Annotated in this window: 23 protein-coding genes; 11 read left to right on the top strand and 12 right to left on the bottom strand. The window is 64.4% G+C overall.

The window, feature by feature from the left end; translation table 11 throughout:
• Positions 1-7: 7 nt before the first annotated feature.
• Both LN047_RS01320 and LN047_RS01315 read right to left on the bottom strand, forming a co-directional pair.
• Positions 8-700: a response regulator transcription factor gene (locus LN047_RS01320; RefSeq protein WP_373980974.1), complete on the bottom strand. Its 693-nt coding sequence runs from the start codon at positions 698-700 to the stop codon at positions 8-10.
• A 114-nt stretch (positions 701-814) separates the two neighbouring features.
• Complete coding sequence (locus tag LN047_RS01315; RefSeq protein ID WP_373980973.1) at positions 815-1,693, bottom strand: LysR family transcriptional regulator; 879 nt, start codon at positions 1,691-1,693, stop codon at positions 815-817.
• Between the two features lie 171 nt (positions 1,694-1,864).
• On the opposite strand from LN047_RS01315, the gene msuE reads away from it, so the two are divergent.
• The 3 genes from msuE (at position 1,865) to LN047_RS01300 (ending at position 4,580) form a co-directional block, all read left to right on the top strand.
• Positions 1,865-2,446: an FMN reductase gene (msuE, locus tag LN047_RS01310; RefSeq protein WP_373980972.1), complete on the top strand. Its 582-nt coding sequence runs from the start codon at positions 1,865-1,867 to the stop codon at positions 2,444-2,446.
• A 98-nt stretch (positions 2,447-2,544) separates the two neighbouring features.
• Complete coding sequence (locus LN047_RS01305) at positions 2,545-3,525, top strand: DUF1852 domain-containing protein (protein ID WP_373980971.1); 981 nt, start codon at positions 2,545-2,547, stop codon at positions 3,523-3,525.
• A 26-nt stretch (positions 3,526-3,551) separates the two neighbouring features.
• Positions 3,552-4,580, top strand: coding sequence for a methionine synthase (locus tag LN047_RS01300; RefSeq protein ID WP_373980970.1), 1,029 nt, complete (start codon positions 3,552-3,554; stop codon positions 4,578-4,580).
• 99 nt (positions 4,581-4,679) lie between these two features.
• Here LN047_RS01300 and LN047_RS01295 read toward each other — a convergent pair whose 3' ends face one another.
• Both LN047_RS01295 and LN047_RS01290 read right to left on the bottom strand, forming a co-directional pair.
• Complete coding sequence (locus tag LN047_RS01295) at positions 4,680-5,561, bottom strand: DMT family transporter (RefSeq protein ID WP_373980969.1); 882 nt, start codon at positions 5,559-5,561, stop codon at positions 4,680-4,682.
• Positions 5,562-5,582: 21 nt separating this feature from the next.
• A complete protein-coding gene (locus tag LN047_RS01290; protein WP_373980968.1) occupies positions 5,583-6,539 on the bottom strand; it encodes a GNAT family N-acetyltransferase in 957 nt (318 codons plus the stop codon).
• A gap of 240 nt (positions 6,540-6,779) precedes the next feature.
• Here LN047_RS01290 and LN047_RS01285 point away from each other — a divergent pair, with 240 nt between their 5' ends.
• A complete protein-coding gene (locus LN047_RS01285) occupies positions 6,780-7,778 on the top strand; it encodes a Bug family tripartite tricarboxylate transporter substrate binding protein (protein WP_373980967.1) in 999 nt (332 codons plus the stop codon).
• A gap of 69 nt (positions 7,779-7,847) precedes the next feature.
• Here LN047_RS01285 and LN047_RS01280 read toward each other — a convergent pair whose 3' ends face one another.
• Positions 7,848-8,780, bottom strand: a complete 933-nt coding sequence (locus LN047_RS01280) for a LysR family transcriptional regulator (RefSeq protein ID WP_056320668.1) — start codon at positions 8,778-8,780, stop codon at positions 7,848-7,850.
• A 116-nt stretch (positions 8,781-8,896) separates the two neighbouring features.
• Here LN047_RS01280 and LN047_RS01275 point away from each other — a divergent pair, with 116 nt between their 5' ends.
• From LN047_RS01275 to LN047_RS01255, 5 genes are read left to right on the top strand one after another with little or no spacing between them, the layout of a single operon-like run.
• Complete coding sequence (locus LN047_RS01275; protein ID WP_373980966.1) at positions 8,897-9,580, top strand: RraA family protein; 684 nt, start codon at positions 8,897-8,899, stop codon at positions 9,578-9,580.
• Positions 9,577-10,959, top strand: a complete 1,383-nt coding sequence (locus LN047_RS01270) for an amidase (RefSeq protein WP_373980965.1) — start codon at positions 9,577-9,579, stop codon at positions 10,957-10,959. The genes LN047_RS01275 and LN047_RS01270 overlap by 4 nt, the downstream gene beginning before the upstream one ends.
• Before the next feature lie 58 nt (positions 10,960-11,017).
• Positions 11,018-12,076: a TRAP transporter substrate-binding protein gene (locus tag LN047_RS01265; RefSeq protein WP_373980964.1), complete on the top strand. Its 1,059-nt coding sequence runs from the start codon at positions 11,018-11,020 to the stop codon at positions 12,074-12,076.
• Between the two features lie 16 nt (positions 12,077-12,092).
• A complete protein-coding gene (locus LN047_RS01260; protein ID WP_280017512.1) occupies positions 12,093-12,701 on the top strand; it encodes a TRAP transporter small permease in 609 nt (202 codons plus the stop codon).
• Between the two features lie 3 nt (positions 12,702-12,704).
• On the top strand, positions 12,705-13,994 hold the full coding sequence (locus LN047_RS01255) for a TRAP transporter large permease (protein WP_142051803.1): 1,290 nt from the start codon (positions 12,705-12,707) through the stop codon (positions 13,992-13,994).
• A 49-nt stretch (positions 13,995-14,043) separates the two neighbouring features.
• Here LN047_RS01255 and LN047_RS01250 read toward each other — a convergent pair whose 3' ends face one another.
• From LN047_RS01250 to urtA, 7 genes are read right to left on the bottom strand one after another with little or no spacing between them, the layout of a single operon-like run.
• A complete protein-coding gene (locus tag LN047_RS01250; RefSeq protein ID WP_226847733.1) occupies positions 14,044-14,376 on the bottom strand; it encodes a zinc ribbon domain-containing protein in 333 nt (110 codons plus the stop codon).
• Between the two features lie 9 nt (positions 14,377-14,385).
• A complete protein-coding gene (gene fmdA / locus LN047_RS01245) occupies positions 14,386-15,615 on the bottom strand; it encodes a formamidase (RefSeq protein ID WP_373980963.1) in 1,230 nt (409 codons plus the stop codon).
• Positions 15,616-15,644: 29 nt separating this feature from the next.
• Entirely contained in the window at positions 15,645-16,337 is a 693-nt protein-coding gene (gene urtE, locus LN047_RS01240; RefSeq protein WP_373980962.1) for an urea ABC transporter ATP-binding subunit UrtE, read from the bottom strand.
• A gap of 14 nt (positions 16,338-16,351) precedes the next feature.
• Positions 16,352-17,095, bottom strand: coding sequence for an urea ABC transporter ATP-binding protein UrtD (gene urtD, locus LN047_RS01235; RefSeq protein ID WP_108696590.1), 744 nt, complete (start codon positions 17,093-17,095; stop codon positions 16,352-16,354).
• Positions 17,092-18,213 (bottom strand): urea ABC transporter permease subunit UrtC, encoded by a 1,122-nt coding sequence (gene urtC / locus LN047_RS01230; RefSeq protein WP_056320642.1) that lies wholly within the window; start codon positions 18,211-18,213, stop codon positions 17,092-17,094. The genes urtD and urtC overlap by 4 nt, the downstream gene beginning before the upstream one ends.
• A 10-nt stretch (positions 18,214-18,223) precedes the next feature.
• Positions 18,224-19,141, bottom strand: coding sequence for an urea ABC transporter permease subunit UrtB (urtB, locus tag LN047_RS01225; RefSeq protein ID WP_056320639.1), 918 nt, complete (start codon positions 19,139-19,141; stop codon positions 18,224-18,226).
• Positions 19,142-19,195: 54 nt separating this feature from the next.
• A complete protein-coding gene (gene urtA, locus LN047_RS01220) occupies positions 19,196-20,458 on the bottom strand; it encodes an urea ABC transporter substrate-binding protein (RefSeq protein WP_152383164.1) in 1,263 nt (420 codons plus the stop codon).
• Between the two features lie 196 nt (positions 20,459-20,654).
• On the opposite strand from urtA, the gene LN047_RS01215 reads away from it, so the two are divergent.
• Positions 20,655-24,047, top strand: coding sequence for an ATP-binding protein (locus tag LN047_RS01215; protein ID WP_373980961.1), 3,393 nt, complete (start codon positions 20,655-20,657; stop codon positions 24,045-24,047).
• On the top strand, positions 24,031-24,924 hold the full coding sequence (locus LN047_RS01210) for a response regulator (RefSeq protein WP_227741329.1): 894 nt from the start codon (positions 24,031-24,033) through the stop codon (positions 24,922-24,924). Before LN047_RS01215 ends, LN047_RS01210 begins: the two co-directional genes overlap by 17 nt.
• Positions 24,925-24,931 lie beyond the last annotated feature (7 nt).

The raw sequence follows: 24,931 nt of genomic DNA, 5'->3' as shown, positions 1-24,931 counted from the left end.
TCCGGCCTTATTGGCCGTCGCCATCGCTATCGCCATTGCCGTCGCCGCGCAATGGCACGGCGTGCGCGGCAACCCTCGGATTGACCTTGATGATCATCTGCACCAGTTGCGCAAAGCTGCGCGCCTGCATCTTGCGGTAGGCGCTTGCCCGGTGCGCCTTGACGGTCACTTCGCTGATGCCCAACTGCTGCGCGACTTCCTTGTTCAGGCAGCCCGACGCAATCATCTCGATCACCTGCTGTTCGCGCGCCGTCAATGACCGGTACAGCGCCAGGATCTTCTCGAATTCCTGCTCCTTGGCGCGCCGCGCGGCGTCCGATTCCAGCGCGCGATGCACCGAGTCCAGCAGCCGCTGCTCGGAGATGGGCTTTTCCAGAAAATCGATCGCACCGGCTTTCATCGCCTTGACCGTCTGCCGGATATCCCCAAAGCCCGTCACCACCACGATCGGAATGTGATCGCCCAGCTCGCGCAGGCGAGCCTGCAGCGTCAGCCCGTCGCCGTCGGACAGTTGAAGATCCAGGATCAGGCAGGAAGGCACCGGGGGACGCGCCGCCGCCTGAAAGGCGCTGATCGAGTCGAAGGTCTCGGCATGGATGCCGATCGACGACAGCAGGCGGAACAGCGACTGGCTGACCTCGGGGTGGTCGTCGACGATATAGACGATCGCCGAGGGCGCGCCCAGTTTGTGTATGTTCAACGCTTTGACTCCTTGCGAGGCGGACAGGCTCCGATGATGTGGTGCCTCGCATGCCGCGTGGGGCAGCCATCCCACTGCAAATGCGGCGATTTTAAGGGTTTCTAACCGTCCCTCTTATTGACGCGCCATCTCGATGAACGCTCGCTGGTAATCCAGGGCGTCATCAGCCTCGCGCGATCCCAGAAAGATCTGCTTGGCAATGCCCCGCGGGCCCAAGCGCACCGGCGCCAGATCCATCTTGACCGCGTACTCCTCAACCAGCCAGCGCGGCAGCGCCGCCACGCCGCGGCCGCTGGCCACCATCTGCAGCATGATGTCGGTGGTCTCGATCGCCTTGTGGCGCTTGGGCGTGACACCCGCCTTCAAGAGAAACTGGTTGTAGATATCCAGCCGCTCGATATCGACGGGATAGCTGATGAGCACTTCCTGCGTCAGTTGCTCGGGCTTGACGTACGCGACGGATGCCAAGGGGTGGCCCTTGGCCACCACCAGCACCTGCTCGTAATCGAACACCGGTTCAAACTTCAACCCCGGCTTGAACAGCGGGTCGGGCGTGACCAGCAGGTCGATTTCGTAGCCGAAAAGCGCCCCGATCCCGCCAAACTGAAACTTCTGCTTCACGTCCACATCCACGTCCGGCCACGCCGCCAGATACGGCGCCACCACCTTGAGCAGCCATTGATAGCACGGGTGGCATTCCATGCCGATGCGCAGCGCGCCGCGTTCGCCCTGGGCAAACTGGCCCAGCCGCTCTTCGGCCAGGTCCAGTTGCGGCAGCACCCGGTTCGCCACCGCCAGCAGATACTGGCCGGCCTGCGTCAGGCGCAAACGCCTTCCTTCGCGCAGCCAGATGTCGGTGCCGAGCTGCACCTCCAGCTTCTTCATGCTGTGGCTCAGAGCCGACTGGGTCAGGTTCAGCACGCCCGCCGCAGCCGTCAGGGAACCTTGCTTTTCGACCTGCTGGACGATGCTCAGATGGATACGTTCAAGCATTTCTATGATCTAGATTCATGGATTCGTGAAATAAAACCATTTTACGTCATGGATATTGATATTTAGCATTGCGTTCTTGTTTGCCGCTGTGTTCCGCACGTTGATCTGATCAACACGCACGTTCCATGGCAAGTCGACCCCTCCGCGCCGATTGGCTCCATGGAAGCAAAGATGACACACCCCCTGCGACTGGTCGCCGTTTCCGGCGGCATGCAACGTCCCTCCAAGACCACCGCCCTGGCAGAACAGCTGCTGGCGCTGATCGCCAACGAAATCCCCTGCGAACCCCGCCTGGTCGAAATGGGCCGGCTGGCGCCGCAGCTTGCTGGCGCGGTGTGGCGCTCGCAGTTGCCCGACACGGTCGAGCGCGAGCTGGTTGCGGTCGAGCAAGCCGAAGTCCTGGTGGTGGCAACGCCCGTCTACCGGGGTTCCTACACCGGCCTGTTCAAGCACTTCTTCGATTTCATTCATCAGGACGCCCTGATCGACAAACCCGTCCTCTTGGCCGCGACCGGCGGCAGCCAGCGCCATGCGCTGGTGATCGACCACCAGTTGCGGCCGTTGTTCAGCTTCTTTCAGGCGCGCACCTTGCCGCTTGGCATCTACGCGACCGACGAGGATTTTGCCGACTACCGGCTTCAGAACGACGCGCTGATCCAGCGTGCCGGTCTGGCCGTCCAGCGCGCCCTGCCGCTGGTCGAACTGACGCGGCATGCCCGCGCCGCCGCGGCCGAAGAAGCCTTGGCGGCCTGACGCCAGGCCACCCTTACCGATCGCCGGACAGGCAGCGCACGCTGATCGTGCCGGCAACGAATTCACGTTTATCGCAGCATTTTGGGCATCCGACCACCATGAGCCACGACTTCACCTTCAGCATCAAGAGCATCCGCTTCGATGAGAACTATCAGCCGTCGGACAGCACGCGCATCACGACCAACTTCGCGAACCTGGCCCGAGGCGCCAGCCGCCAGGAAAACCTGCGCAATACGCTGAAGATGATCGACAGCCGTTTCAATGACCTGGCGCATTGGGACAACCCCACAGGCGACCGCTACGCCGTTGAACTGGACATCATCACCGCCGAGATGACGCTGGGCGAAGACGGAAGCACGTTTCCGCTGATCGAAATGCTCAAGACCAACATCGTCGACAAGCAAACGGACAAGCGCATCGACGGCATCGTGGGGAACAATTTTTCTTCCTACGTGCGCGACTACGACTTCAGCGTGCTGCTGCCCGAATTCAACGACAACAAAGCCACGTTCAGCACGCCGGAAGATTTTGGCGACCTGCACGGCAAGCTCTTCAAGCACTTCGTGCAATCGCCGGCCTACCAGGCGCATTTTGCGAAGCCGCCGGTCATCTGCATCAGCGTCTCCAGCAGCAAGACCTACCAACGCACCGACAACCACCACCCGATCCTGGGCGTGGAATATCAGCAAAGCGAATTCTCCTCGACCGATCATTACTTCGAGAAGATGGGCCTGCAGGTCCGCTACTTCATGCCGCCCAACAGCGTGGCGCCGCTGGCGTTCTACTTCCAGGAAGACCTCTTGGGCGCCTACACCAATCTTGAACTCATTGGCACGATCAGCACGATGGAAGCGTTCCAGCGCATCTACCGGCCCGAAATCTACAACGCCAATTCCGCGGCTGGAAAGCGCTATCAACCCAGCCTGAAGAACCAGGACTACTCGCTGACGCAGATCGTGTACGACCGCGTCGAACGCAGCCAGCTCGCCATCAAGCAGGGCAAATTTGCCGAGGCGCACTTCATCAAGCCGTACAAGCACGTGCTTGATCAATGGGCTGCCAGCTACTCCCATCAATAAACCGAAAACAGACGGACACTTTCGCCATGAAAAAAATCTTGCCCACCTCGACTGCCGGCAGCCTGCCCAAACCGTCCTGGCTTGCCCAGCCTGAAAAGCTCTGGTCGCCCTGGAGCCTGCAAGACGAGCAACTGGCCGAAGGCAAACGGGATGCGCTGCTCCTGGCCCTGAAGGAACAGGAACTGGCCGACATCGATATCGTCAGCGACGGCGAGCAGACGCGTCAGCACTTCGTCACCACGTTCATCGAACATCTGGACGGCGTTGACTTCGAAAAGCGCGAGACCGTCCGGATCCGCGACCGCTACGACGCCAGCGTCCCCACCGTCGTCGGCGCCGTCAGCCGCCAGAAGCCCGTGTTCGTCGAAGACGCCAAATTCCTGCGCCAGCAGACGAAGCAGCCCATTAAATGGGCGCTGCCCGGCCCCATGACCATGATCGACACGCTGTACGACGCCCACTACAAGAGCCGTGAGAAGCTGGCCTGGGAATTCGCCAAGATCCTCAACCAGGAAGCGCGCGAACTGGAAGCCGCCGGCGTCGACATCATCCAATTCGACGAGCCCGCCTTCAACGTCTTCTTTGACGAAGTGAACGACTGGGGTGTCGCCACGCTGGAGCGCGCGATCGAAGGCCTGAAGTGCGAAACCGCCGTGCACATCTGCTACGGCTACGGCATCAAGGCCAACACCGACTGGAAGAAGACGCTGGGATCCGAATGGCGCCAGTACGAAGAGTCGTTCCCCAAGCTGCAGAAATCCAGCATCGACATCGTGTCGCTGGAATGCCAGAACTCGCATGTGCCCATCGACCTGATCGAACTCATCCGCGGCAAAAAGGTGATGGTCGGCGCGATCGACGTGGCCAACCACACCATCGAAACCCCCGAGCAGGTCGCCGCCACGCTGCGCCAGGCACTCAAGTTCGTGGATGCCGACAAGCTGTACCCCTGCACCAACTGCGGCATGGCGCCGCTGCCGCGCGCCGTGGCCAATGGCAAGTTGAAGGCGTTGAGCGCGGGCGCGGCGTTGGTTCGTAACGAACTTTCGGCCTGATCTAGCCGATCGCAGACGGTGCGCGGCAATGCGGCGCACCCTGCGAGTCCCACAGTGACGGCGCCCCGGCCGCCGTCACCGTCAGATAGAACAGGTCGATCAGTTCGCCTCAAGCCTTCGTGTCGCAATGATCAGTCCCGCGCAAACCATCGCCAGCGCAACGAGCACCGTCATCGGCGCAAGCCGCTGCGACAGCAGCGACTCGACGAGCGCGGCGGTCACCGGGCCCAGGGCCTGGAAGGCTGTCACTTTGCTGGCAGCCAGCCTGCCCAACGCCCACAACCAGCAAAAATAGCCTACGCCGCTCGATAGGCCAATGAACACGACGTTGGCCCACTGAAGCCGATTCAGCGAGGGAATCAGCGGCTGCGAGGTGAGGACGCAGAAACCCAGCAGGAACACCACCGCGGAAACCATCGCGAGCCGGCAGGTCGCAAGCGCCGGATAGCGGCGCAGATAGGGCCCGTACAGGATGCTCGTCACGGCCCCGACGATCGTGGCGGACACCAGCGCCACCATCCCCCAGCCGTTGTGCGCCACGCCCGCCGCAGACGCGGAAGGCGACAGCAGCAGATACGCAACGCCAGCCACCGCCGTGCACACGCCAACCAGACCTCGGCCACTGTATGGCTCCTTGCCGGTGATCACCGCAAGGCACATCGTCACGAGCGGCATCGTGGCAAACACCAGCGCGCACACGGTTGCCGACACCGTCAACAGCGCATGGTTGAGCAACAGCACCAGCACGGCGAACTGGAAAACGCCCAGCGTGGCGATGGCAATTGCGTCCTTGACCGAGAAGGTCGTGCGTACGGCCGGGCCCAACGGCAACAGCAGGACCGCCGCACCGATCAGATAGCGCAGGAATGCAAGTGTTGCGGGCGAGACGGCGCTGGACACCACGCTTGTGGAAACCATCGCCGCGCCCACGAGCATCCCCACGGTCGCAGCGGCGGCGATTGCGGTGCGCCCGGTGCGCATGACAGGTCGGCCGCGCGGGCATCAGGCCGTGGGTTTGACGCGGGTGAACTGCTGCTCGGTGACGATGCTGCCCCACTGATGGCCATCTTCCTCATGCACGAGCTTGAATCCCACGGACTCATAGAGCTTGCGCGCCGCGTCCAGGCCCTTGAAGGTCCAGAGCTGGCACGCGGAGAAACCGAACCGGTCACAGAAGTCCAGCGCCGCCTCGATCAGCTTTCGGCCGGTTCCGCTGCCTCGGCATCCGTCATCCAGGATGAACCAGCGCAGGTGCGCCTGGCGATTGCCCAAGTCCTGACCGTCTATGGCGATGGAGCCGACAATCCGGTCGTTCTGAATCGCCGTCCACACCCCATTGCATGGCTCGCCGAGCCGCCCCGCGAACTCGGCGATTCCCGTGGCCACCTGGCTTTCGAAGAATTGGCCAAAGCCCGAGTGCCGCGAATAGAAGGCGGCATGCATCTCGGCCACGCGTCCCACCAGACCGGGCCGATAGCCGGGAACGATCTGCACCGTATCGCGGGCCGCGGCGGATTGCGCGCCGCGGCTCGCCTTGAGCGCCCTGGCGTATTCCGACAACCCTTGCGCGACTGCCTGCTGTTGCGAGGGATTCAAGTGCGCCATTGCCGAGGTGACCTGATTGCGGCCGTATGCATGGATTCTCTTGACCAACGCCTTGCCTTGGCCGGTCAGCGTCAGCTGCTTCAGACGCGCATCCTCTGCGCTTGCCGACTCGGCGATGTCCCCGGCCGCGATCAGTTTGGAAAGCATGCGGCTCACGCTGGATTTCTCCAGGCCAAGCGCAGTGACCAGGTGGGCCGCCGCCACCCCGCCTTGGGCGTCGATTTCCAGCAACGCGTGCACGGCCGAGGCGGAGTAGGCGGTGCCCGCCAGCGTCGGCCGCATGAAGCCCAGTTCGCGCACGATGGTGCGCGATGCGGACCGGATTTCGTCGATTGATTTGGAGGGCATTTGCATGGCGCATCCGTTAAGTTGTACTGCACAACCATAATGTTGCTCACTACAACCAACCTGTCAAGCCGCGAGCCACGCCGGGATTACCCGTAATAACAAAAATCTCTCAATTCGGCGGGCATTTGTGATTACTGACGGCCCAACCCTGCGTGCTAATTTTCCCTTCGGTCGAGAGACCGTTTCATAACACCCAAGGGGAATCACACCATGCAAGCCGTGGGAAAAGCATGCCGCAAGGCAGGGATGGCTTCGTCCATTCGCCGCACGTTTCTAAAGTCGATGGCGCCGGCGCTGATCGCCGGCGTGGCCCTCGCCGTGACCGCCGCGCCGGTACAGGCCGCGGACTTTCCGGGCGACAAGCCCATCAGCCTGGTCGTGCCGTTTCCGGCTGGCGGCGGCACCGACTTCATCGGCCGCCTGCTCGCCGCGGAGATGGGCAAGGCGCTCAAGAGCACCATCGTGGTTGAGAACAAGGGCGGCGCCAACAGCAACATCGGCACTGCCTATGTGACGCAGGCGCGGCCCGACGGCCACACGCTGCTGGTGTCGGGCGTGGGCATCGCCACCAACCAGGGGCTCTACAGCAAGCTGCCCTATAAGCTCGATCAGCTCGACCAGATCGCGATCCTTGCCTTTGGCTCTGACGTGCTTGTGACCGCGCCGGGTTTTCCGGCCAAGACGCTGGCCGAGTTCGTCGATCTGGTGCACAAGGCGCCTGGCAAGTACTCCTACGCTTCGTCGGGCAACGGGACCACCGGTCATCTGGGCATGGAAATGCTCAAACAGCGCGCCAAGCTGGACATCATGCACGTGCCGTACAACGGCGGCTCGGCCGCGATCAACGATGTGCTGGCGGGCCGCGTCGACGTGCTGTTCGTCAATCAGGACACCGCGCTGCCGCACGTACGCGCCGGCAAGCTGCGCGCGCTGGCCATTGGCAGCCCGCAACGCAATCCCACTTATCCCGACACGCCCACCGTGGCCGAGAGCGGCTACCCGGGCTTTTCTTCCGAGTATTGGTTTGGCCTGTCCGCCCCGGCCGGCCTGCCCGCGCCGGTGTTCCAGAAACTGTTCGAGGCCACGCGTACCGCCATGCAGTCGCCTGCCATCCAGGAGAAGCTGGGCGCGGTCGGCCTGGTGATTCCGCAGCTCACCGACCCCAAGCAGTTCGTGACGCTGGTGGATGCCGAAGTCCAGAAGTGGGGCGAGGTCGTACGGGTGTCGGGCGCGCGGATCGACTGAATCCGACGCCGCGCCGTACGCGATGGCATTAAACCGTCCGGGGCCGCGCAAGCGGCCCCTTTGTCATGCTTATGCCTTGCGGACAGGCGTGGGGTCGGCTTCGATGGGCGCCAGGAAGTTCAGGCGCGTGAGCGTGTCGCGCGTAATGTCCACGATGGAATCGATGTGCGCGCCGTGCGAGGCCGTCAGATACGAGATGTAGAAGCGCGCCGGCGGGATCGGCGGATCGGCGGGCAAGGCGCGCAACACGCCCATGGTCAGCATGTCCTGCAGGAGCGGCACGGGCAGAATGCCGATCGCGTGGCCGGCCGCGATCAGGCGCGAGATCAGCGCCAGCGAGTTGGTGGTGCTGGGGCCTGACATGTCCACCCCGCCCGAGGCCAGCCAATTCTCGACCACGGTGTACAGCGTCGAGGGCGGCGAGTGCGTGGCGATGTGATGGCCGCGCGCGTGTTCCGCGCGAAAGGGATCGGCCGTGATGTGCAGCGTGGGCGAAGCGACCCAGTGAAACGTCATCCAGCCGATGAACACGTCGGTGATGGTGTCGCCCGTGGCCGGGTTGGTCAGTAGCGCCATGTCCAGCTCACCCGCGTTGAGCTTGCTGTTCAGCACCGAACCCACGTCCACCGTCATCTCCAACGCCAGCGTGGGATAGTGCTCTTTGAGCTGCGCGATCACCGCAGTCAGGCCCACGTTGGCCGAGCACTCGTCCGCGCCCAGGCGCAGTTTGCCGCCCAGGCTGCGATCCTTGCCAAAGTGTTCCAGCTGCCGTGTGCTGTGCAACGCGCTTTCGGCATGTCGCAACGCCGACTGGCCCACGTCGGTCAGGGTCACACGCTGGCGCGAGCGGTCAAAGAGCTGCACCTCCAGCGCGCCTTCAAGTTCGCGCAGGCGGGCCGACACGGCGGGCTGCGTCACGTGCAGATGGCGCGCGGCCGCGTGGATACTGCCCAGCTTGGCGGTCCAGTAGAAGGCCTCAAGCTGGCTTAGGGTTATCCGCATGATAAGAACTCTTTTTCAAACTGCGCCAAAACTTTGATTATTGGCCCGGAAAGCCCGCGTGATACCTTTTTTTCACCGGCTTTCAGAGCCTTTTTCATTGTAGTGAAGACGACGCGATGTATCTGATTCATCCCTTGCCCGAGGCCTTGCCGCCCGAGGATCTGGCGCTGTTGCTCAAGGCCGAGCCGGCCACCATCGGCCATTTCCAGACCACCGGTTTCATGCGCGGCGACATCCGCGCGCACCAGCCGGATGTGCGCATTGCCGGGACTGCCGTGACGGTGCGCATGCCCGGCAACGACGGCGGCATCCTGCATCACGCGATGGGCTGCGTGCGGCCCGGCGACGTGCTGGTGATCGACCGCGCCGGCGAAGCGGTGACGGCGGCCTTCGGCGGCGCGATGGCCTACGCCGCCAAAGAGGCCGGCGTGGCGGGCATCATCGTCGACGGCCTGGTGACCGACCTGGGCGAACTGCGCCAGCACGGCATGCCGGTGTGGTCGCGGGGGCCGTCGCCCATCACCACGCGCCTGCTGGGCATCGAGGGCGAGTTCTGCGGCACGATCCACTGCGGCGGCATCGCGGTGCAGCCCGGCGCGGCCGTGCTGGCCGACGAGAACGGTGTGCTGGTGCTGGACCGCCGCGCCGTGCGCGTTGCCGCACAGCAGGCCATCGACTTCCAGACGCAGGAACAGACCACGCTGGCGCGCCTGCGCGCCGGCGAGAAATTCGCCGACATCGTGGGCTCGCGCGCGCTGATCGAACGCGCCATCGCGGCGGGCCAAGGAGCACACGCATGAGCATCGACCTCACCATCACCGACCTCGCGCCGCGCCTGCGCCGCCGCGAGCTTCGCGCCGAAACGCTGGTAAGCGACTACCTGGCCCGCATCGCGGCGCTGGACGGCTGGCTGCATGCCTATGTCGCCGTGTACGCCGACGAGGCCCTGGCGGCCGCGCGCGCCGCCGACCTGCAGCTGGACCAGGGCATCTGGCTGGGCCCGCTGCACGGCGTGCCGATCGCGTTGAAAGACCTGATCGACATCGCCGGCCGGCCCACCACGATCGGCTCGCCCATCCACGCCAACGCCATCGCCGCAAGCACGGCCCAGCTGGTGCAGCAGTTGCAGCGCGCCGGCGCCATCATCCTGGGCAAGACCCACATGGTGCAGTTCGCCATGGGCGCCTGGGGCCCGAACCAGCACATGGGCACGCCGCGCAATCCTTGGGATGACCGCGTGCACCGCATCCCCGGCGGATCGAGCAGCGGATCGGCGGTCGCGGTGGCCGGGCGTCTGGCGCCGGCGGCCATCGGCACCGATACCGGCGGGTCGGTGCGCGTGCCCGCCAGCTACTGCGGCATCACCGGCCTGAAGCCGACCGTTGGCCGCATCTCGTCGCAGGGCGTGGTCACGCTTAGCCAGACCCTGGACAGCGTCGGCGTGTTCGCGCACAGCGCGGCCGACGCGCGCCTGTTGTTCGACGTGCTGGCGCCCGCCACTCCCAGCGAGTGGCGCGAGCCGCTCGACGCCTTCCGCTTCGGCATCGCCGGCGCGACGCTGGGCCGTCTGCCCGACGCGTTCCTGGCCGACGTGACGCCGGCGGTGCGCCAAGCCTATGAAGCGTCCATCGCACTCTTTCACAGCCTGGGCGCGCAGATCGTCGAGATCACGCCGCCCGCCACGCTGGCCGAATTCAAGGCCGTGACCGGCGACATCATGATGACGGAAGGCGTGGCCTCGTTCGAGCGCGAGATGACCGACCTGGACCTGCCCGTCGACGACTCGGTGCGTCCGCGCATGCTGGTGGGGCTGGAAGTTTCTGCGGTGCGCTACCTGGCCGCGCTGCGCGAACGCGACCGCCTTCAGGCCGCAATGCAAGCGCGGCTAGAGGGCGTGGCCGGACTGCTCACGCCCACCACGCTCACGACCGCGTTGCCGCTTGACGAGGTGGATCACGGCAACGCGCCGGTGCAATACACGCGTATCGGCAACCTGCTGCAGATGTGCGGCGTCTCGGTGCCCAACGGCCGCGACGACGCGGGCCTGCCCACCGGCCTGCAGATTCTTTGCCCGGGCGGCGAAGACCGGCTGGCGTTGTACCTGGCCGAAGTCTTCCAGCGTCATTCCGATTGGCATCGCGTGCGCGCCAACCCGTGCACGCCAACGACCGCGGCATAACCCGATGCCGCGGCGGGGCGCGCGCGACGCGCGTGCCCATACACAACAGGGGGGAAACATGAAACGAAGCATCCTGGCGGCGCTACTGGCGTCTGCCGTGACCGCGCTCGCAGTTGCCGGACCCGCAAGCGCGCAGACCGCCGCGTTGCCCGAAACCCACTTCGCGGTGGTCGGCGGCGGCAGCCACAACTACACCTTCGGCGCGGTCGAAAAGCCGTTCTGGGAAAAGACCCTGCCCGAGGCCTCCTCCGGCCGGGTCACGGCCGAGCTGATCGGCCTGTCCGAGAGCGGCCTGAAAGGACCCGAGATCGTGCGCCTGATGCGCGCCGGCGCGCTGGACGTGGGCATGGGCGTGTTCGCCTTCGTGAGCGGCGACGACCCGACCTTCGAAGGCGTGGACCTGCCGGGCATGGCCACCGACTTTGCCACCGCGCGCAAGATGGTCGCCGCCTACCGGCCGGTGCTGGAGCAGCGCATGCTCAAGCGCCACGGCGTGCGGCTGCTGGCCACCGTGCCGTACACGGCCCAGGTGTTCTTCTGCCGCACGCCGGTCAATAGCCTGGCCGACCTGAAGGGCCGCAAGGTGCGCACGCGCGGCAGCAACATGGCCGAATACGTGCGCGCGCTGGGCGCCTCGCCGGTGACCATTGCGTTTGCCGAGGTGATTCCCGCCCTGCAGACCGGCGTGGTCGATTGCGCGGTGACCGGCATCGGCTCGGGCAATGCGGCCAAGTGGTACGACGTGGCCAAGAACCTCTACCTGCTGCCGATCGACTGGTCCATCGGCTTTTACGCCATTGCCGAACGCCGCTGGCAGAAGCTCGATCCCGCCGTGCAGCAGTTCATGCTCAAGGAGGCGCAGGTGCTGGAAGCGCGTCTGTGGGACGAGACTGGCCGCGAGGGCGACTACGCGCTGGCCTGCAACACCGGACAGGGCGAATGCCGCATCCACAGCCAGGCCGACATGCAGGCCACCGCGCCCACCGAGGCCGAGCGCGCCACCCTGCGCGACGTGGCCACCGACATGGCAAGCCGCTGGGCCAAGCGTTGCGGCGACGAATGCGCCGCCAACTGGAGCGCCTCCGTCGGCCAGGCGCTGGGCGTCACACTGCGCTGAACATCAAGGAACTCTCATGACGACAGAAACGCATGGTTCGCTACGCCTGCTTGATCGCGTGGCCCGCATCGGCGCCTGGATAGGCGGTCTGGGGCTGCTGCTCGTGTCCTGGCTCATCGTGGCCGACCTCGCCGCGCGCAAATTGGCCGGCGTCTCGCTCGGCGGCGCCGACGAGCTGGCCGGATACACCCTGGCCGTGGCGAGCGCCTGGGCCTTTCCCATCACCTTGCTGCGCCGCTCGCACATCCGGGTCGACGTGGTCTACACCCACCTCCCCGCCAAGACGCGCGTCGTGCTGGACCTGTTCGCGCTCGCATGCCTGGGCGTGTTCGTGGGCACGCTGACCTGGCACGCGTGGTTCGTGCTGGCCGACTCCATCGCCTTCCAGTCGGTGTCCAACACGCCGCTGCAGGTGCCGCAATGGATCCCGCAGTCGCTCTGGTTTGCCGGCTATGCCTTCTTTCTCTTCACCATCGTGGTGCTGGGCGCCTGCGCGCTGGGCCGCGTGATGCGCGGCCGCTGGCAGGCGGTCAATGCGCTGATCGGCATCCACTCGGTGGAAGAGGGCATCGAAGAAGAAACCGCCGACGCGCCCGTGCCGGCGCGCACGCAACCCCAGGAGTGAGCCATGTTGATAATGACGATTTCCATGCTGCTCGGCCTCTTGGCGCTGAGCGTTACCGCCGCCGCAACGGTAGGCCTTCTGGGCATGAGCCTGGCCGGCGTCTATTCGCCGCTGAAACTGACCAACGCCATCGGTGAACTGGCTTGGGGCACCAGCGCCGAATTCCTGCTGGTCGCCATTCCGCTCTACGTCCTGATGGGCGAGCTGCTGGTGCATTCGGGCGTGGCAGGGCGCATGTACGGCGCCGTGTCCAAGTGGGTGTCGTGGCTGCCGGGCGGGCTGATGAACGCCAACATCGGCGCCTCCGCCATGTTCTCGGCCACCAGCGGCTCAAGCGTGGCCACCGCCGCCACCATCGCCACGCTGGCCCTGCCCGAGCAGCGCAAGTCGGGCTACAACGCGCCGCTGTTCCTGGGCTCGATTGCCGCGGGCGGCACGCTCGGCATCCTGATCCCGCCGTCGATCAACATGATCGTGTACGCGCTGATCGCCAACGTGTCGGTGCCCAAGCTCTACCTGGCCGCCACCTTGCCCAGCATTCTGCTCACCACGCTTTTCATCGCACTGATCGTCGGCCTGTGCCTGTGGCGGCCAAGCCTGGCCGGCAAGCGCCCGACGGTAAGCTGGGCTGAACGCATCGCGGCGCTGCCGCATCTGGTCCCGCCGCTCGCCATCTTCGCGCTCGTCATCGGCGTGATCTATGGCGGCATCGCCACCGCCAGCGAATCAGCCGCACTCGGCGTGGTCGCCGCCACCCTGTTGTGCGCCTACAAGCGCGTGCTGACATGGGAGATGCTGGGCCGCGCCTTCGAGGCCACGCTGCGCACCACCGGCATGATCATCCTGATCACGCTGGCCGCGTTCTTCCTGAACTTCGTGCTGTCCTCCATCGGCCTAACCACCTTGCTGGTCAATGCCGTGACCAGCCTGGACCTGCCGCCGCTGGGCATGATGCTGGCCATCATCCTCTTCTACCTGCTGCTCGGCTGCTTCATGGATACGCTCGCCATGCTGGTCACCACCGCGCCGCTCACCGTGCCCATCGTCATGGCGCTGGGCTACGACCCGGTGTGGTTCGGCGTGATGCTGATCGTGCTGTGCGAAATGGGCCAGCTCACGCCCCCCTTCGGCATGAATCTGTTCGTGGTGCACAGCGTGCGCGGCCAGGGCAAGTTCATGGACGTGGTGGTGGGCGTGCTGCCGTTTCTTGCCATGCTGTTGCTGATGATCGTGCTGCTGCTGGCCGTGCCGCAACTGGCGCTGTGGTTGCCGGGGCAGATGTCGACGCTGTGAGGAGCGGGGCGTGGCAAGGCCAGCCCCGGCTCGCCTTGCCGTCCGTCTTTCAGTGACTGATCATCCAAGGCCGGGCGCCAGCGAAGGTCTTGCCGCCGTCGGCGGTCTGGCGCGTCCGGCCCGCGGCTTTCGCGCCGGAGCAACAACCGCACCCCATGCCGTGGCCGCCCCGCGTGCTGCGGGGTTCATGGGCGGCGCGTTCGTTGGCGGCGCGGGCGCGGTTCATTGCCGAGGACAGCGCCGAGACCGCGGGTGCGCCGCTGACGAAGCGCTCGCAGGAGACGCCGCAATCGGGGCAGGACGCAAGGTCACGCCATTGCGATAACGGCCTCAGAACCGAGAACTCGCCGCAGTCCTGGCAACGATAGTCATAGAGCGGCATGCGGACTCCTTAAAGGTCTTCGGCGATGGGCATGTCCATGCCGCGCTTGATCTGCGGCACGTCGCCCAGCGCATTGGGCTGGAGGTCGATATCGAAGATCTCGGTCGGCAGCCACAACGTCGCGCACGCATTGGGAATGTCCACCACGCCGCTGATGTGGCCCTGCACCGGCGCCGTGCCCAGTATCGAATACGCCTGCGCGCCCGAGTAGCCAAACTTCTTCAGATATTCAATGGCGTTCAGGCAGGCCTGGCGATAGGCGATGTGCACGTCCAGATAGTGCTGCTTGCCGCCTTCGTCGACCGAAATGCCTTCGAAGATCAGGTAGTCCTTGTAGTTGGGCGTGATGGGGCTGGGTTTGAAGATGGGGTTGCGAATGCCGTACTTGGCCATGCCGCCCTTGATAAGCGACACCCGCATGTGCACCCAACCCGCCATTTCGATGGCGCCGCAGAAGGTGATCTCGCCATCGCCCTGCGAGAAGTGCAGATCGCCCACCGACAGGCCGCCACCTTTGACGTAGACCGGAAAGAACACCCGGGATCCGCGCGACAGGTCCTTGATATCGCAATTGCCGCCGTGCTCGCGCGGCGGCACGGTGCGCGCGCCTGTGGCGGCGGCACGATCCCGCTCGGCGCCCTTGAGCTTGCCCATGTGCGCCGTCTTGGGCGCAGGAGGATTGGCCAGCGGCGGCACGCGATCGGGATCGCTGTCTATCAGCTTCTGTTCGCGCTCATTCCACTTGTCCAGCAGCGCCTGATCCGGCAGGCAGCCGATCAGGCCCGGATGGATGAGGCCAGCGAAACGCACGCCGGGGATATGGCGCGAGGTCGTGAACATGCCTTCAAAATCCCAGATCGACTTTTGCGCCGACGGGAAGTGCTCGGTCAGGAAGCCCCCGCCATTGTTCTTGCTGAAAAAGCCATTGAAGCCCCACAGGCTTTCCTCTTTGGCGCCGATATCCAGCAAGTCCACCACCAGCAAGTCACCGGGCTCGGCGCCTTCGACGCCGACCGGGCCAGACAGAAAGTGCACCGTGGACAGGTCCACGTCGCGCACATCGGAGGCATCGTCATCGTTCTTGATCGCGCCGCCGGTCCAGTCGTGGGTTTCGAGCACGAAATCGTCGCCCGGCCGAACCCACGTCGCCATGGGGATATCGGGATGCCAGCGATTGTGCACGCCTTCGTTTTCGTAGGGGGATTGGGCCAGGTCGACCTTGATCAGGGTTTCAGGCATGTCATGCTCCTTTTGGATGGACAACGGCTTCAGACAGACAGGTATTTGCTGATCGTCTTTTCGTCCACGCGCCCGCGCGGGTCTTCGTGCACGAAGCGGCCCTTGTCGATCACGATGAGCCGGTCGGCGATCTGCATGGTGAAACTCAAGACTTGTTCGGACACCACAATGGCCAGGCTGCGCAATTTGCGGATTTCCAGCAGGCTGCGGGCGATGTCCTTGATGATGGACGGCTGTATGCCCTCGGTGGGCTCGTCCAGCAGCAGCACGCGGGGGTTGGTGACCAGGGCGCGGGCGATGGCAAGCTGCTGTTGCTGCCCGCCTGACAGATCGCCGCCCCGCCGACCGCGCATGTCGTGCAACACCGGAAACAGCGCGTAGATGTCCTCCGGAATGGAGTTGCGCAGTGCCCGCCCGCGCATGCCGGTACGGATGTTTTCCTCGACAGTGAGCGTCGGGAAGATCATGCGGCCTTGCGGCACGTAGGCCACGCCGCTGCGCACGCGCTGATGGCTTTCCAGGCGTTCGAGCGCCTTGCCATCGAGCGAGATCGAGCCCTGCATGGTGGGCAGCATCCCCATCATGGTCTTGAATAGCGTGGTCTTGCCCATGCCGTTTCGCCCCATCACGGCGACGATTTCACCAGGGGCCACGGCCAGGTCGACACCGTGGATGACTTTGCTTTGCCCATAGCCCGACACCAGGCCAGCGATATTGAACATATTGCCTCCTGGCCTTAGTGGCCGAGATAGACTTCAACCACGCGCGGATCGGACTGCACCTTGTCCATGCTGCCCTCGGCCAGCACACGGCCCTGGTGCAGCACCGTGACCTTGTGCGCGATGTTCTTGACGAACTCCATGTCATGCTCGATCACGATGAGCGATCGATTCCGGCTGATTCGATTGAGCAGTTCCGCGGTGCGTTCGCGCTCGGACACGCTCATGCCGGCAACGGGTTCGTCCAGCATCATCAGCTCGGGCTCCTGCATCAGCAGCATGCCGATCTCCAGCCATTGCTTCTGGCCGTGCGACAGCAGCTCCGCCGAGCGGTCGAGCTGGTCGGCAAGAAATATCTCTTCGGCCACCTGTTCCACGCGCTCGATCACGGCCGCGCTGCGCCTGAAGGTCAGCGCGCCCAGCACGCTGCGCCCGGCCGGAAACGAGACTTCCAGGTTTTCCCGGACGGACAGGGTTTCATAGATGGAGGGCGTCTGGAATTTGCGGCCCACGCCGGCGCGCACGATTTCGTACTCCGCCAGACCGGTCAGCTCGGTATCCTTGAATCGGATGGAGCCGGCGGTCGCCTTGGTGCGGCCGCAGATCAGGTCCAGCAGCGTGGTCTTGCCGGCGCCATTGGGGCCGATGACCACGCGCAGCTCTCCTTGGTCGACATACAGGTTCAGGTCGTTGACCGCGACAAAGCCGTTGAACGACACGGTCAGGCCTTCGATATACAACGCGAATTCTGACGGGTTCATGCTGCCTCCGCGGCGCCATCCGCCTGCTGGCGCGATGCTTTACGCGCCAGGCGCTTCTGGGTGTATTGGTGATACAGACCGGCCAGTCCGTTGGGAAACGCCATCACGACCGCAATGAACAGCCCGCCCATCAGGAACAGCCAGAGCTGCGGGAAACTCTCGGAGAAATAGCTCTTGCCGAAGTTGACCAGCAGCGTGCCGTAGACCGCGCCCAACAACGACAGCCGGCCGCCGACCGCGGCAAAGATGACCATTTCAATGGAAGGCACGATCCCCACGAAGGAAGGCGACATGAAGCCGACCTGCAAGGTGAACATGGCCCCGCCGATCGCCGAGAACACGGCGGCCACGCAGAACACGAAGACCTTGAAGCTGGCGACGTCATAGCCCGAGAAGCGCACGCGTTCCTCTTTGTCACGCATGGCCATCAGCAGCTTGCCCAGTTTGGACGACAGCAGGTATCGCCCGAACAGGATGCACGCGAACAGCAGCACGCCGTTGATGAAGTACAGCACCAGCCGGGCGCTGTCCGTGCGGATATCCCAGCCCAGCAATGTCTTCAGATCGGTGATGCCATTGACACCGCCCGTCCAGCCTTGCTGGCCGATGATGAGCACCGACAGGATCAGCGCCACGGCCTGCGTCACGATGGCGAAATAGGTGTCGCCCACGCGGCGCTTGAACATGGCGGCGCCCAGAATCAACGCCAGCAGGCAGGGCAGCACCGGCACTGCCATCACGGTGAACCAGAAGCTCTTGAAGGGCACCCAGAACCAGGGCAGCGACGTCAGCTGGTTCCAGTCCATGAAGTCCGGGATACCGGGCGTGGACTGGATCTTGGTGGCCTCCGGTGTCGAGGCTTCCAGCTTCAGAAACATCGCCATGCAATACCCGCCCAGCCCGAAGAACACCCCCTGGCCCAGGCTCAGGATGCCGCCATAGCCCCAGCACAGCACCAGGCCCAGCGCGACAAAGGCATAAGACAGGTACTTGCCGATCAGATTGAGCCGGAAGACGTCCAGGGCCAACGGAAACACCACGAACAGCAGCAACGCCAGAATGGCCAGCCCTGCCAGCCCTTCGCGCCCGCCGATCACGTTATGAAAGAATTTCTGCATGATGCGCCCCCTACCTGCGTACCTTGATGCTGAACAGGCCTTGCGGGCGCAGCATCAGAATGATCACGATGGCCGACAGCGTCAGCACTTTGGCCATCGAACCGGTCATGAAGAACTCCGAGATCGATTGCGTCTGCGCGATGACGAAGGCCGACGCGATGGTGCCGAACAAGCTGGCCGCGCCGCCAAACACCACCGTCAGGAACGTATCGACGATGTAGAGCGAGCCGCTGGTCGGGCCGGTGGAACCGATGGTCGTGAACGCGGCGCCGGCAATCCCGGCAATCCCGCAACCCAGCGAGAACGTCACGCGGTCCACGCGCTTCGTATCGATGCCCACCGCGCCGCTCATGGCGCGGTTCTGCACCGTGGCGCGCACGTGCAGGCCCCAGGTCGATCGGAACAACGCGAGAAGCAGTGCGCCGGTCAGCACGATGCTGATCGACATGACGAACAGGCCATTGATCGGGATGTCCACCCCGTCCAGCGGCTGCCAAGAGCCCATCAGCCAATCGGGCAGCGTGGGGCTGACTTCACGCGGACCGAACAGCGAACGCAGGGTCTGCTGCAGCACCAGCGACAAGCCCCAGGTCGCCAGCAGCGTGTCCAGCGGCCGGCGGTACAGATGACGGATCATCAGCCACTCCGTCAGCCAGCCCAGGCTGAAGGTCACCGCAAAGGCCAGCAGAATGGCGACAAAGAAGTAGGCCGGCATCAGGCCTGGCGCGTACTGCTGGACCAGTTCGGAACAGAGATAGGTGCAATAGGCGCCCACCGCCAGGAACTCGCCATGGGCCATGTTGATGACGCCCATCTGGCCAAAGATGATCGCCAGGCCCAGGGCCATCAGCAACAGCACGCTGAAGACCGATAAACCATTAAAGCCCTGCATCAGCAGGATGGCCCCAAGATCGGAGAAGGATTCCATGGATGGCTCCCGGCAGTGGAAAGGGCGTCGCGCGCGGCGCCCGGATCGACGTGATTACTGATAACCCTTGGGGAAGGGATCGGGCTTGATGAGCTCCGGGGTCTCGAAGATCACGTCGAACTGGCCGTCCTTGCGAATCTGGCCGATGCGGGTCTTGCTCCACAGGTGGTGGTTGGGGTCGATCTTGACGTAGCCTTCGGGCGCTTCCTTGAATTCCAGGCCGGCCGACGCGGCGACCACCTTGTCGACATCGAAGCTGCCCGCCTTCTCCACCGCCATCTTCCACAGCCAGGGTCCCAGATAGGCCGCCTGGGTCACATCGCCGATCACGGCGTCAGCGCCATACCTGGCCTTGAAGGCTTCGACGAACTTCTTGTTGTTGGCGTTGTCCAGGCTCTGGAAATACTTCATGCAGGACCAGAAGCCCTCGGCGTTTTCACCGCCGATGCCCAGCAGTTCATCCTCGGTCACCGAGATGGTCAGGAGCTTTTGCTTGCCGCTCGTGACGCCCGCCGCCTTGAGCTGCTTGTAGAACGACACATTGCTGCCGCCCACCACCACGGCGAACACCACGTCGGGCTTTTTCAGCTTGATCTTGTTGATCAGCGAGCCGAACTGCGTGTGGCCCAGCGGGTAGTATTCCTCGCCGACCACCTCGCCCTTGAGCACGTTCTCGATGTGCTTGCGGGCGATCTTGTTGGACGTGCGGGGCCAGATGTAGTCAGAGCCGATCAGGTAGAAGGAACGCGCCTTCTTCTCGCGCGACAGCCAGTCCAGGCTGGACAGGATCTGCTGCGTCGCCTCCTGCCCGGTATAGAAGACGTTCTTGGACTGCTCCAGGCCTTCATAGAAGGTCGGGTAGTAAAGCAGGCCGTTTTCTTTCTCGAACACCGGCAGGACCGCCTTGCGCGACGCCGAGGTCCAGCAGCCGAACACCGTGGCGACCTTGTCGCTGACCAGCAGCTTGCGGGCCTTTTCGGCAAACGTCGGCCAGTCCGAGGCGCCGTCTTCCTGGATGATCTTGATCTTGCGGCCCAGAATGCCGCCCATGGCGTTGATCTGCTCGATGGCCAGGCGCTCGGATTGAATCGACCCCGTCTCGCTGATGGCCATGGTGCCGGTCGCCGAGTGCAATTGGCCTACCGTGACTTCGGTGTCGGTAATGGCCAGGCCGGTGGTGTTGATGGCCGAGGTAGCCGGCGCAGCGGCCCGCGACAGCGCCGGTATGCCCAGCAGCGGCAGGGAGGCAAAAGCCAGGGCCAGGCGCCGGCGCGAGGGCAGCTCCGGGGCATTATCAAAAGGGGTTTTGCCAGACATCGATGACTCCTCAATGGATCACGACCAGGGAAACCGAGCATGCGCGGCACATGCCGCAGCCCGGAGGGTGAGGGCATACTAGGAGCCTATGACGCACTGCAACATACGTTGATTGACGTAGAGCCACCGCCGCCCCCCGGGCGTTACAACGGCATCTACGTTCAATGACGTATCCCCACCTTCCGCGGAGCCCGATTTGTCTGCCAGCGCGCCCCAACGCATCGTCAAGATCCGTCGCGACTACAACACCTGGGTCGCCAATGAGACGCTGGAAGACTATGCGCTGCGTTTCACGCCCGTGTCGTTTCGCAAGTGGTCCGAATTACGGGTCGCCAATACCGCGCTGGGCGCCGTGTCGTTCCTGGCGCTGGAGGCCATCGGCGGCGCGCTGGCGCTGAACTACGGCTTCGTCAATGCGTTCTGGGCCATCATCGCCGTGGCGATCGTCACCTTCCTGACCGGGTTGCCGATCGCCTATTACGCGGCGCGGCATGGCCTGGACATGGATCTGCTGACGCGAGGGGCTGGATTTGGCTACATCGGCTCGACCATTACCTCGCTGATCTACGCCTCCTTCACCTTCATCTTTTTCGCACTGGAAGCGGCCATCATGGCGCTGGCCATCGAGCTGGCGACCGGCCTGCCGCTGTCCATCGGCTACCTCTTGTGCGCCGTCGTCATCCTGCCCATGGTGGCTTATGGCATCACCTTCATCAGCCGGCTGCAATCCTGGACGCAGCCGATCTGGCTGGTGCTGCTGCTCTTGCCCTATGCGTTCATCGCCTGGCGAGATCCCGGGACATTGCAGGAATTCCTGCGCTTTCCGGGCTATGACGGCCGGGGCGGCAATTTCAATCTGCTGATGTTTGGTTCGGCCGTTGCGGTGGCCGCCTCGCTGGTCACGCAGATCGGCGAGCAAGTCGACTTTCTGCGCTTTCTGCCCGAACGCACGGCCGCCAACCGCACGCGCTGGTGGCTCGCCCTGGTCTGCGCGGGTCCGGGCTGGATCGTGCCCGGCGCGGCCAAGATCCTGGGCGGGGCCTTTCTGGCCTGGCTGGCCCTGTCCCTGGGCACGCCGCCCGACAAGGCGGGCGACCCCACGCATATGTATCTGGCGGCCTATACCTATGTCGTCAGCCATCCGGGCCTGGCGCTGGCCCTGGTAACGGCCTTCGTGGTGATCTCGCAGGTCAAGATCAATGTGACCAATGCGTATGCCGGCTCGCTGGCCTGGTCCAACTTCTTTGCCCGCATCACGCATAGCCATCCAGGGCGGGTGGTGTGGCTGGTGTTCAACGTGCTGATCTCGGTGGTTTTGATGGAGATGGGAGTGTTCGGCGCGCTGGAGCATGTGCTGGCAGTGTTCTCGCACGTTGCGCTGGCCTGGATAGGGGCGCTGGTGGCCGATCTGGTGATCAACAAGCCGCTGGGGCTGTCGCCGGCCCGGATCGAATTCCGCCGCGCCTATCTGTATGACATCAATCCGGTGGGTGTGGGCAGCATGCTGATCGCCATGACACTGGGCTTGCTGGCCTTTGCCGGCGTGTTCCCGGGCACGGCGGGCGCGCTGGCGCAGGCCTTGTCGCCGTTCGTCGCCTTGCTGGCGGCCTTTGTCTGCGCGCCGGTCATCGCCTGGCGCACGCGGGGCCGCTACAACCTGGCGCGCACGCCGGTCGATGTCGCGGGTTCCGATCATGTCTGCGTGATCTGCGCCAATCGCTTCGAACAGCCGGACATGGCGCATTGCCCGGCCTACAACGGGTCCATCTGTTCCTTGTGCTGCACGTTGGACGCCCGCTGCCAGGATCGCTGCAAGCAGCAGGGACGCTTGAAGGATCAGGTGCAGGCGGTCCTCGCCCGGGTGTTGCCGGCGCGGGTCACACCGCTCTTGCATAGCCGCCTGGGCCACTACCTCCTGATTGTGATGGGGATGGGCGCACTGCTGGCAGGCATTCTGGGCCTGATCTACTACCAGGAGTACGCCAGTCACATGCGGGGCGGGCTGGACCCCTCCGGTTTGCGGCCAACCTTCCTGAAGCTGTATGCCGCGTTGCTGCTGATCGGCGGCGTGGCGGCCTGGTGGCTGGTGCTGGCCCACGAAAGCCGGCGCGTGGCGCAAGAGGAATCGGATCGCCAGACCCATCTGCTGCTGCGCGAGATCCAGGCGCACAAGCAGACCGACGCGCAGTTGCAACAGGCCAAAGAAGCGGCTGAAAGCGCCAATCTGGCCAAAAGCCGATTCATGGGCGGGATGAGCCACGAGCTGCGCGCGCCCTTGAACAGCATTCTGGGTTACGCACAGATTCTGCAGCGCGACCCCGGCTTGCCACCAGCGCGCCGCGAGGCAATCGACGTGATTCATCGCAGCGGCAAGCATTTGATCGGTCTCATCGACGGTTTGCTGGACATCGCACGCATCGAGGCGGGCCGGCTCAGGCTCGAGAACAGCGAGCTGCGCCTGCCCGAGTTTCTGGAGCAGATCGTGCAGATGTTCAGACCGCAAAGCACCCTCAAGGGGCTGAGCTTCTGCTACGAGGCGGCCGAACTTCCCGCCATCGTGCATATCGACGAAAAGCGGCTGCGGCAGATTCTGATCAACCTGTTGAGCAACGCGCTTAAGTTCACCTCGGCAGGACAGGTGTCGATGCGCGTCAAGTCGGCCGCGGACATGGTGTTGTTCGAAGTGGAGGACACCGGCCGAGGCATACCGGCCGAGGATCTCGAACGGATCTTTCTGCCCTTCGAGCGCAGCTGGGCGGGGGTCGAACAGGCCGATTCCGGCACGGGCCTGGGGCTGACCATCTGCCGCATGCTGACCGGCATCATGGGCGGCGAGCTGACAGTGCGCAGCGTCGTCGGCCGCGGCAGTGTGTTCACGCTGAAACTGTTCCTGCCGGAAGTGCGCTCGCCGCGCAGCGACGCCCGGCCGTCCGGGCTGGTGGTGGGCTACCGCGGCGAGCGGCTGCGGATTCTGACGGTGGATGACCAGCCCTCGCAGCGGCACCTGGTTCGCGACCTGCTCGAGCCGCTGGGCTTTGAGGTTCACGAAGCGCCGCATGGCGCCGCGTGCCTAGCCTGCGTGCACACGTTGCGGCCAGCGCTGATACTGATGGACGTCTCGATGCCGGACATGACCGGATGGGACGTTGTGCGGCGCCTGCGCGATGAAGGCGTGGCCGTGCCCATCGTGATGCTGTCGGCCAATATCCTGGGGCTGGATCCGAAAGACCCGGCGCAGAGCGGGCACAACGCCTTCATTGCCAAGCCGGTGATGGTCGAAGATTTGCTGAATCATCTGGGCCGTTTGCTCAAGCTGGACTGGCAAGTGGCGCCGGTCGAAGCGGCGCTGCCCGCGGGTGATCTGCATCGGGTGGCGCTGGAACGCGAGGATGCGGAGGCGCTGCTGGAACTGGGGGCCATGGGCTACATCAAGGGCATCCAGGCCAAGCTGGAAGAAATACGGGGCCGCCGCGCCGAAACGCGCGAATTGACGGCGCATCTGCGGGCGCTGGCAGGCGAGTTTCAACTGAGTGAATTCAATCAGGTGCTTAAACACCATGTGCAGCGTCACCATGCCCACGCCCGATAAAAACCTCGTCATGCTGGTCGATGACGCGCCAGACAATCTGAAAATGCTGTCCACCGCACTGGATGCTGCGGGCTATCAGGTGCTGGTGGCAATCGACGGCCAGTCGGCGATCGAACGGGTGGATTTCGTGGTGCCGGATATCGTGCTGCTCGATGCGGTGATGCCGGGCATGGACGGCTTCGAGACCTGCGCCCGCTTGAAAGCGCACCCCGCGGCGGGAGACGTGCCCGTGGTGTTCATGACAGGCCTGACCGAGCCCGAGCACGTGTTGAAGGCGTTTCGTGTGGGCGGCGTCGACTATGTGACCAAGCCGCTGGACCCGGACGTGGTGGTGGCCCGGCTGCGAACGCATCTGCGCAATGCGCGCAGTCTGTCGGCCGCCTTTGATGCGATCGATGCGGCCGCTCGCGCCGTGGTGGCGCTGGATGCGAGCGGGCAGCCGATCTGGAAGACGGGCAAGGCGCGGATCTGGTTGACGGCCTACTTTGGCTGCGCCGAGGATGCGTCAGAGCTGCCCGCGCCCCTGGCGGACTGGGTGGCACGCAACCTGACGGCCGGTCCGGCGGCCGAGCCCTTGGTGCTGGTCAGCGCGCGAGGGCGCCTGACCTTGAGCCTGTCGGCCTCACGGCGCAGCGGCGAAACGTTGCTGCTGTTGCAGGAGACGGCGCCGTTGGCCACCGCCTACGGCCTGACGCCGCGAGAGGCCGATGTGCTGCGCTGGCTGGCCAAGGGAAAAACGAATCGCGACATCGCCGAGATACTGGGCATGTCGCCACGAACGGTGAATAAACACCTGGAACACATCTACGTCAAACTGGGCGTGGAAACGCGCGCGGCGGCGGCTGCGCTGGCGGTACGGCAGGGAGAAGCGTTCTGACGCGCTC

The organism is Achromobacter sp. JD417, assembly GCF_041879325.1.
Taxonomy (GTDB): Bacteria; Pseudomonadota; Gammaproteobacteria; order Burkholderiales; family Burkholderiaceae_B; genus Achromobacter; species Achromobacter mucicolens.
The sequence above is the reverse complement of the archived record's forward strand: the minus strand, read 5'-3'. Positions and strand labels throughout refer to the sequence as shown.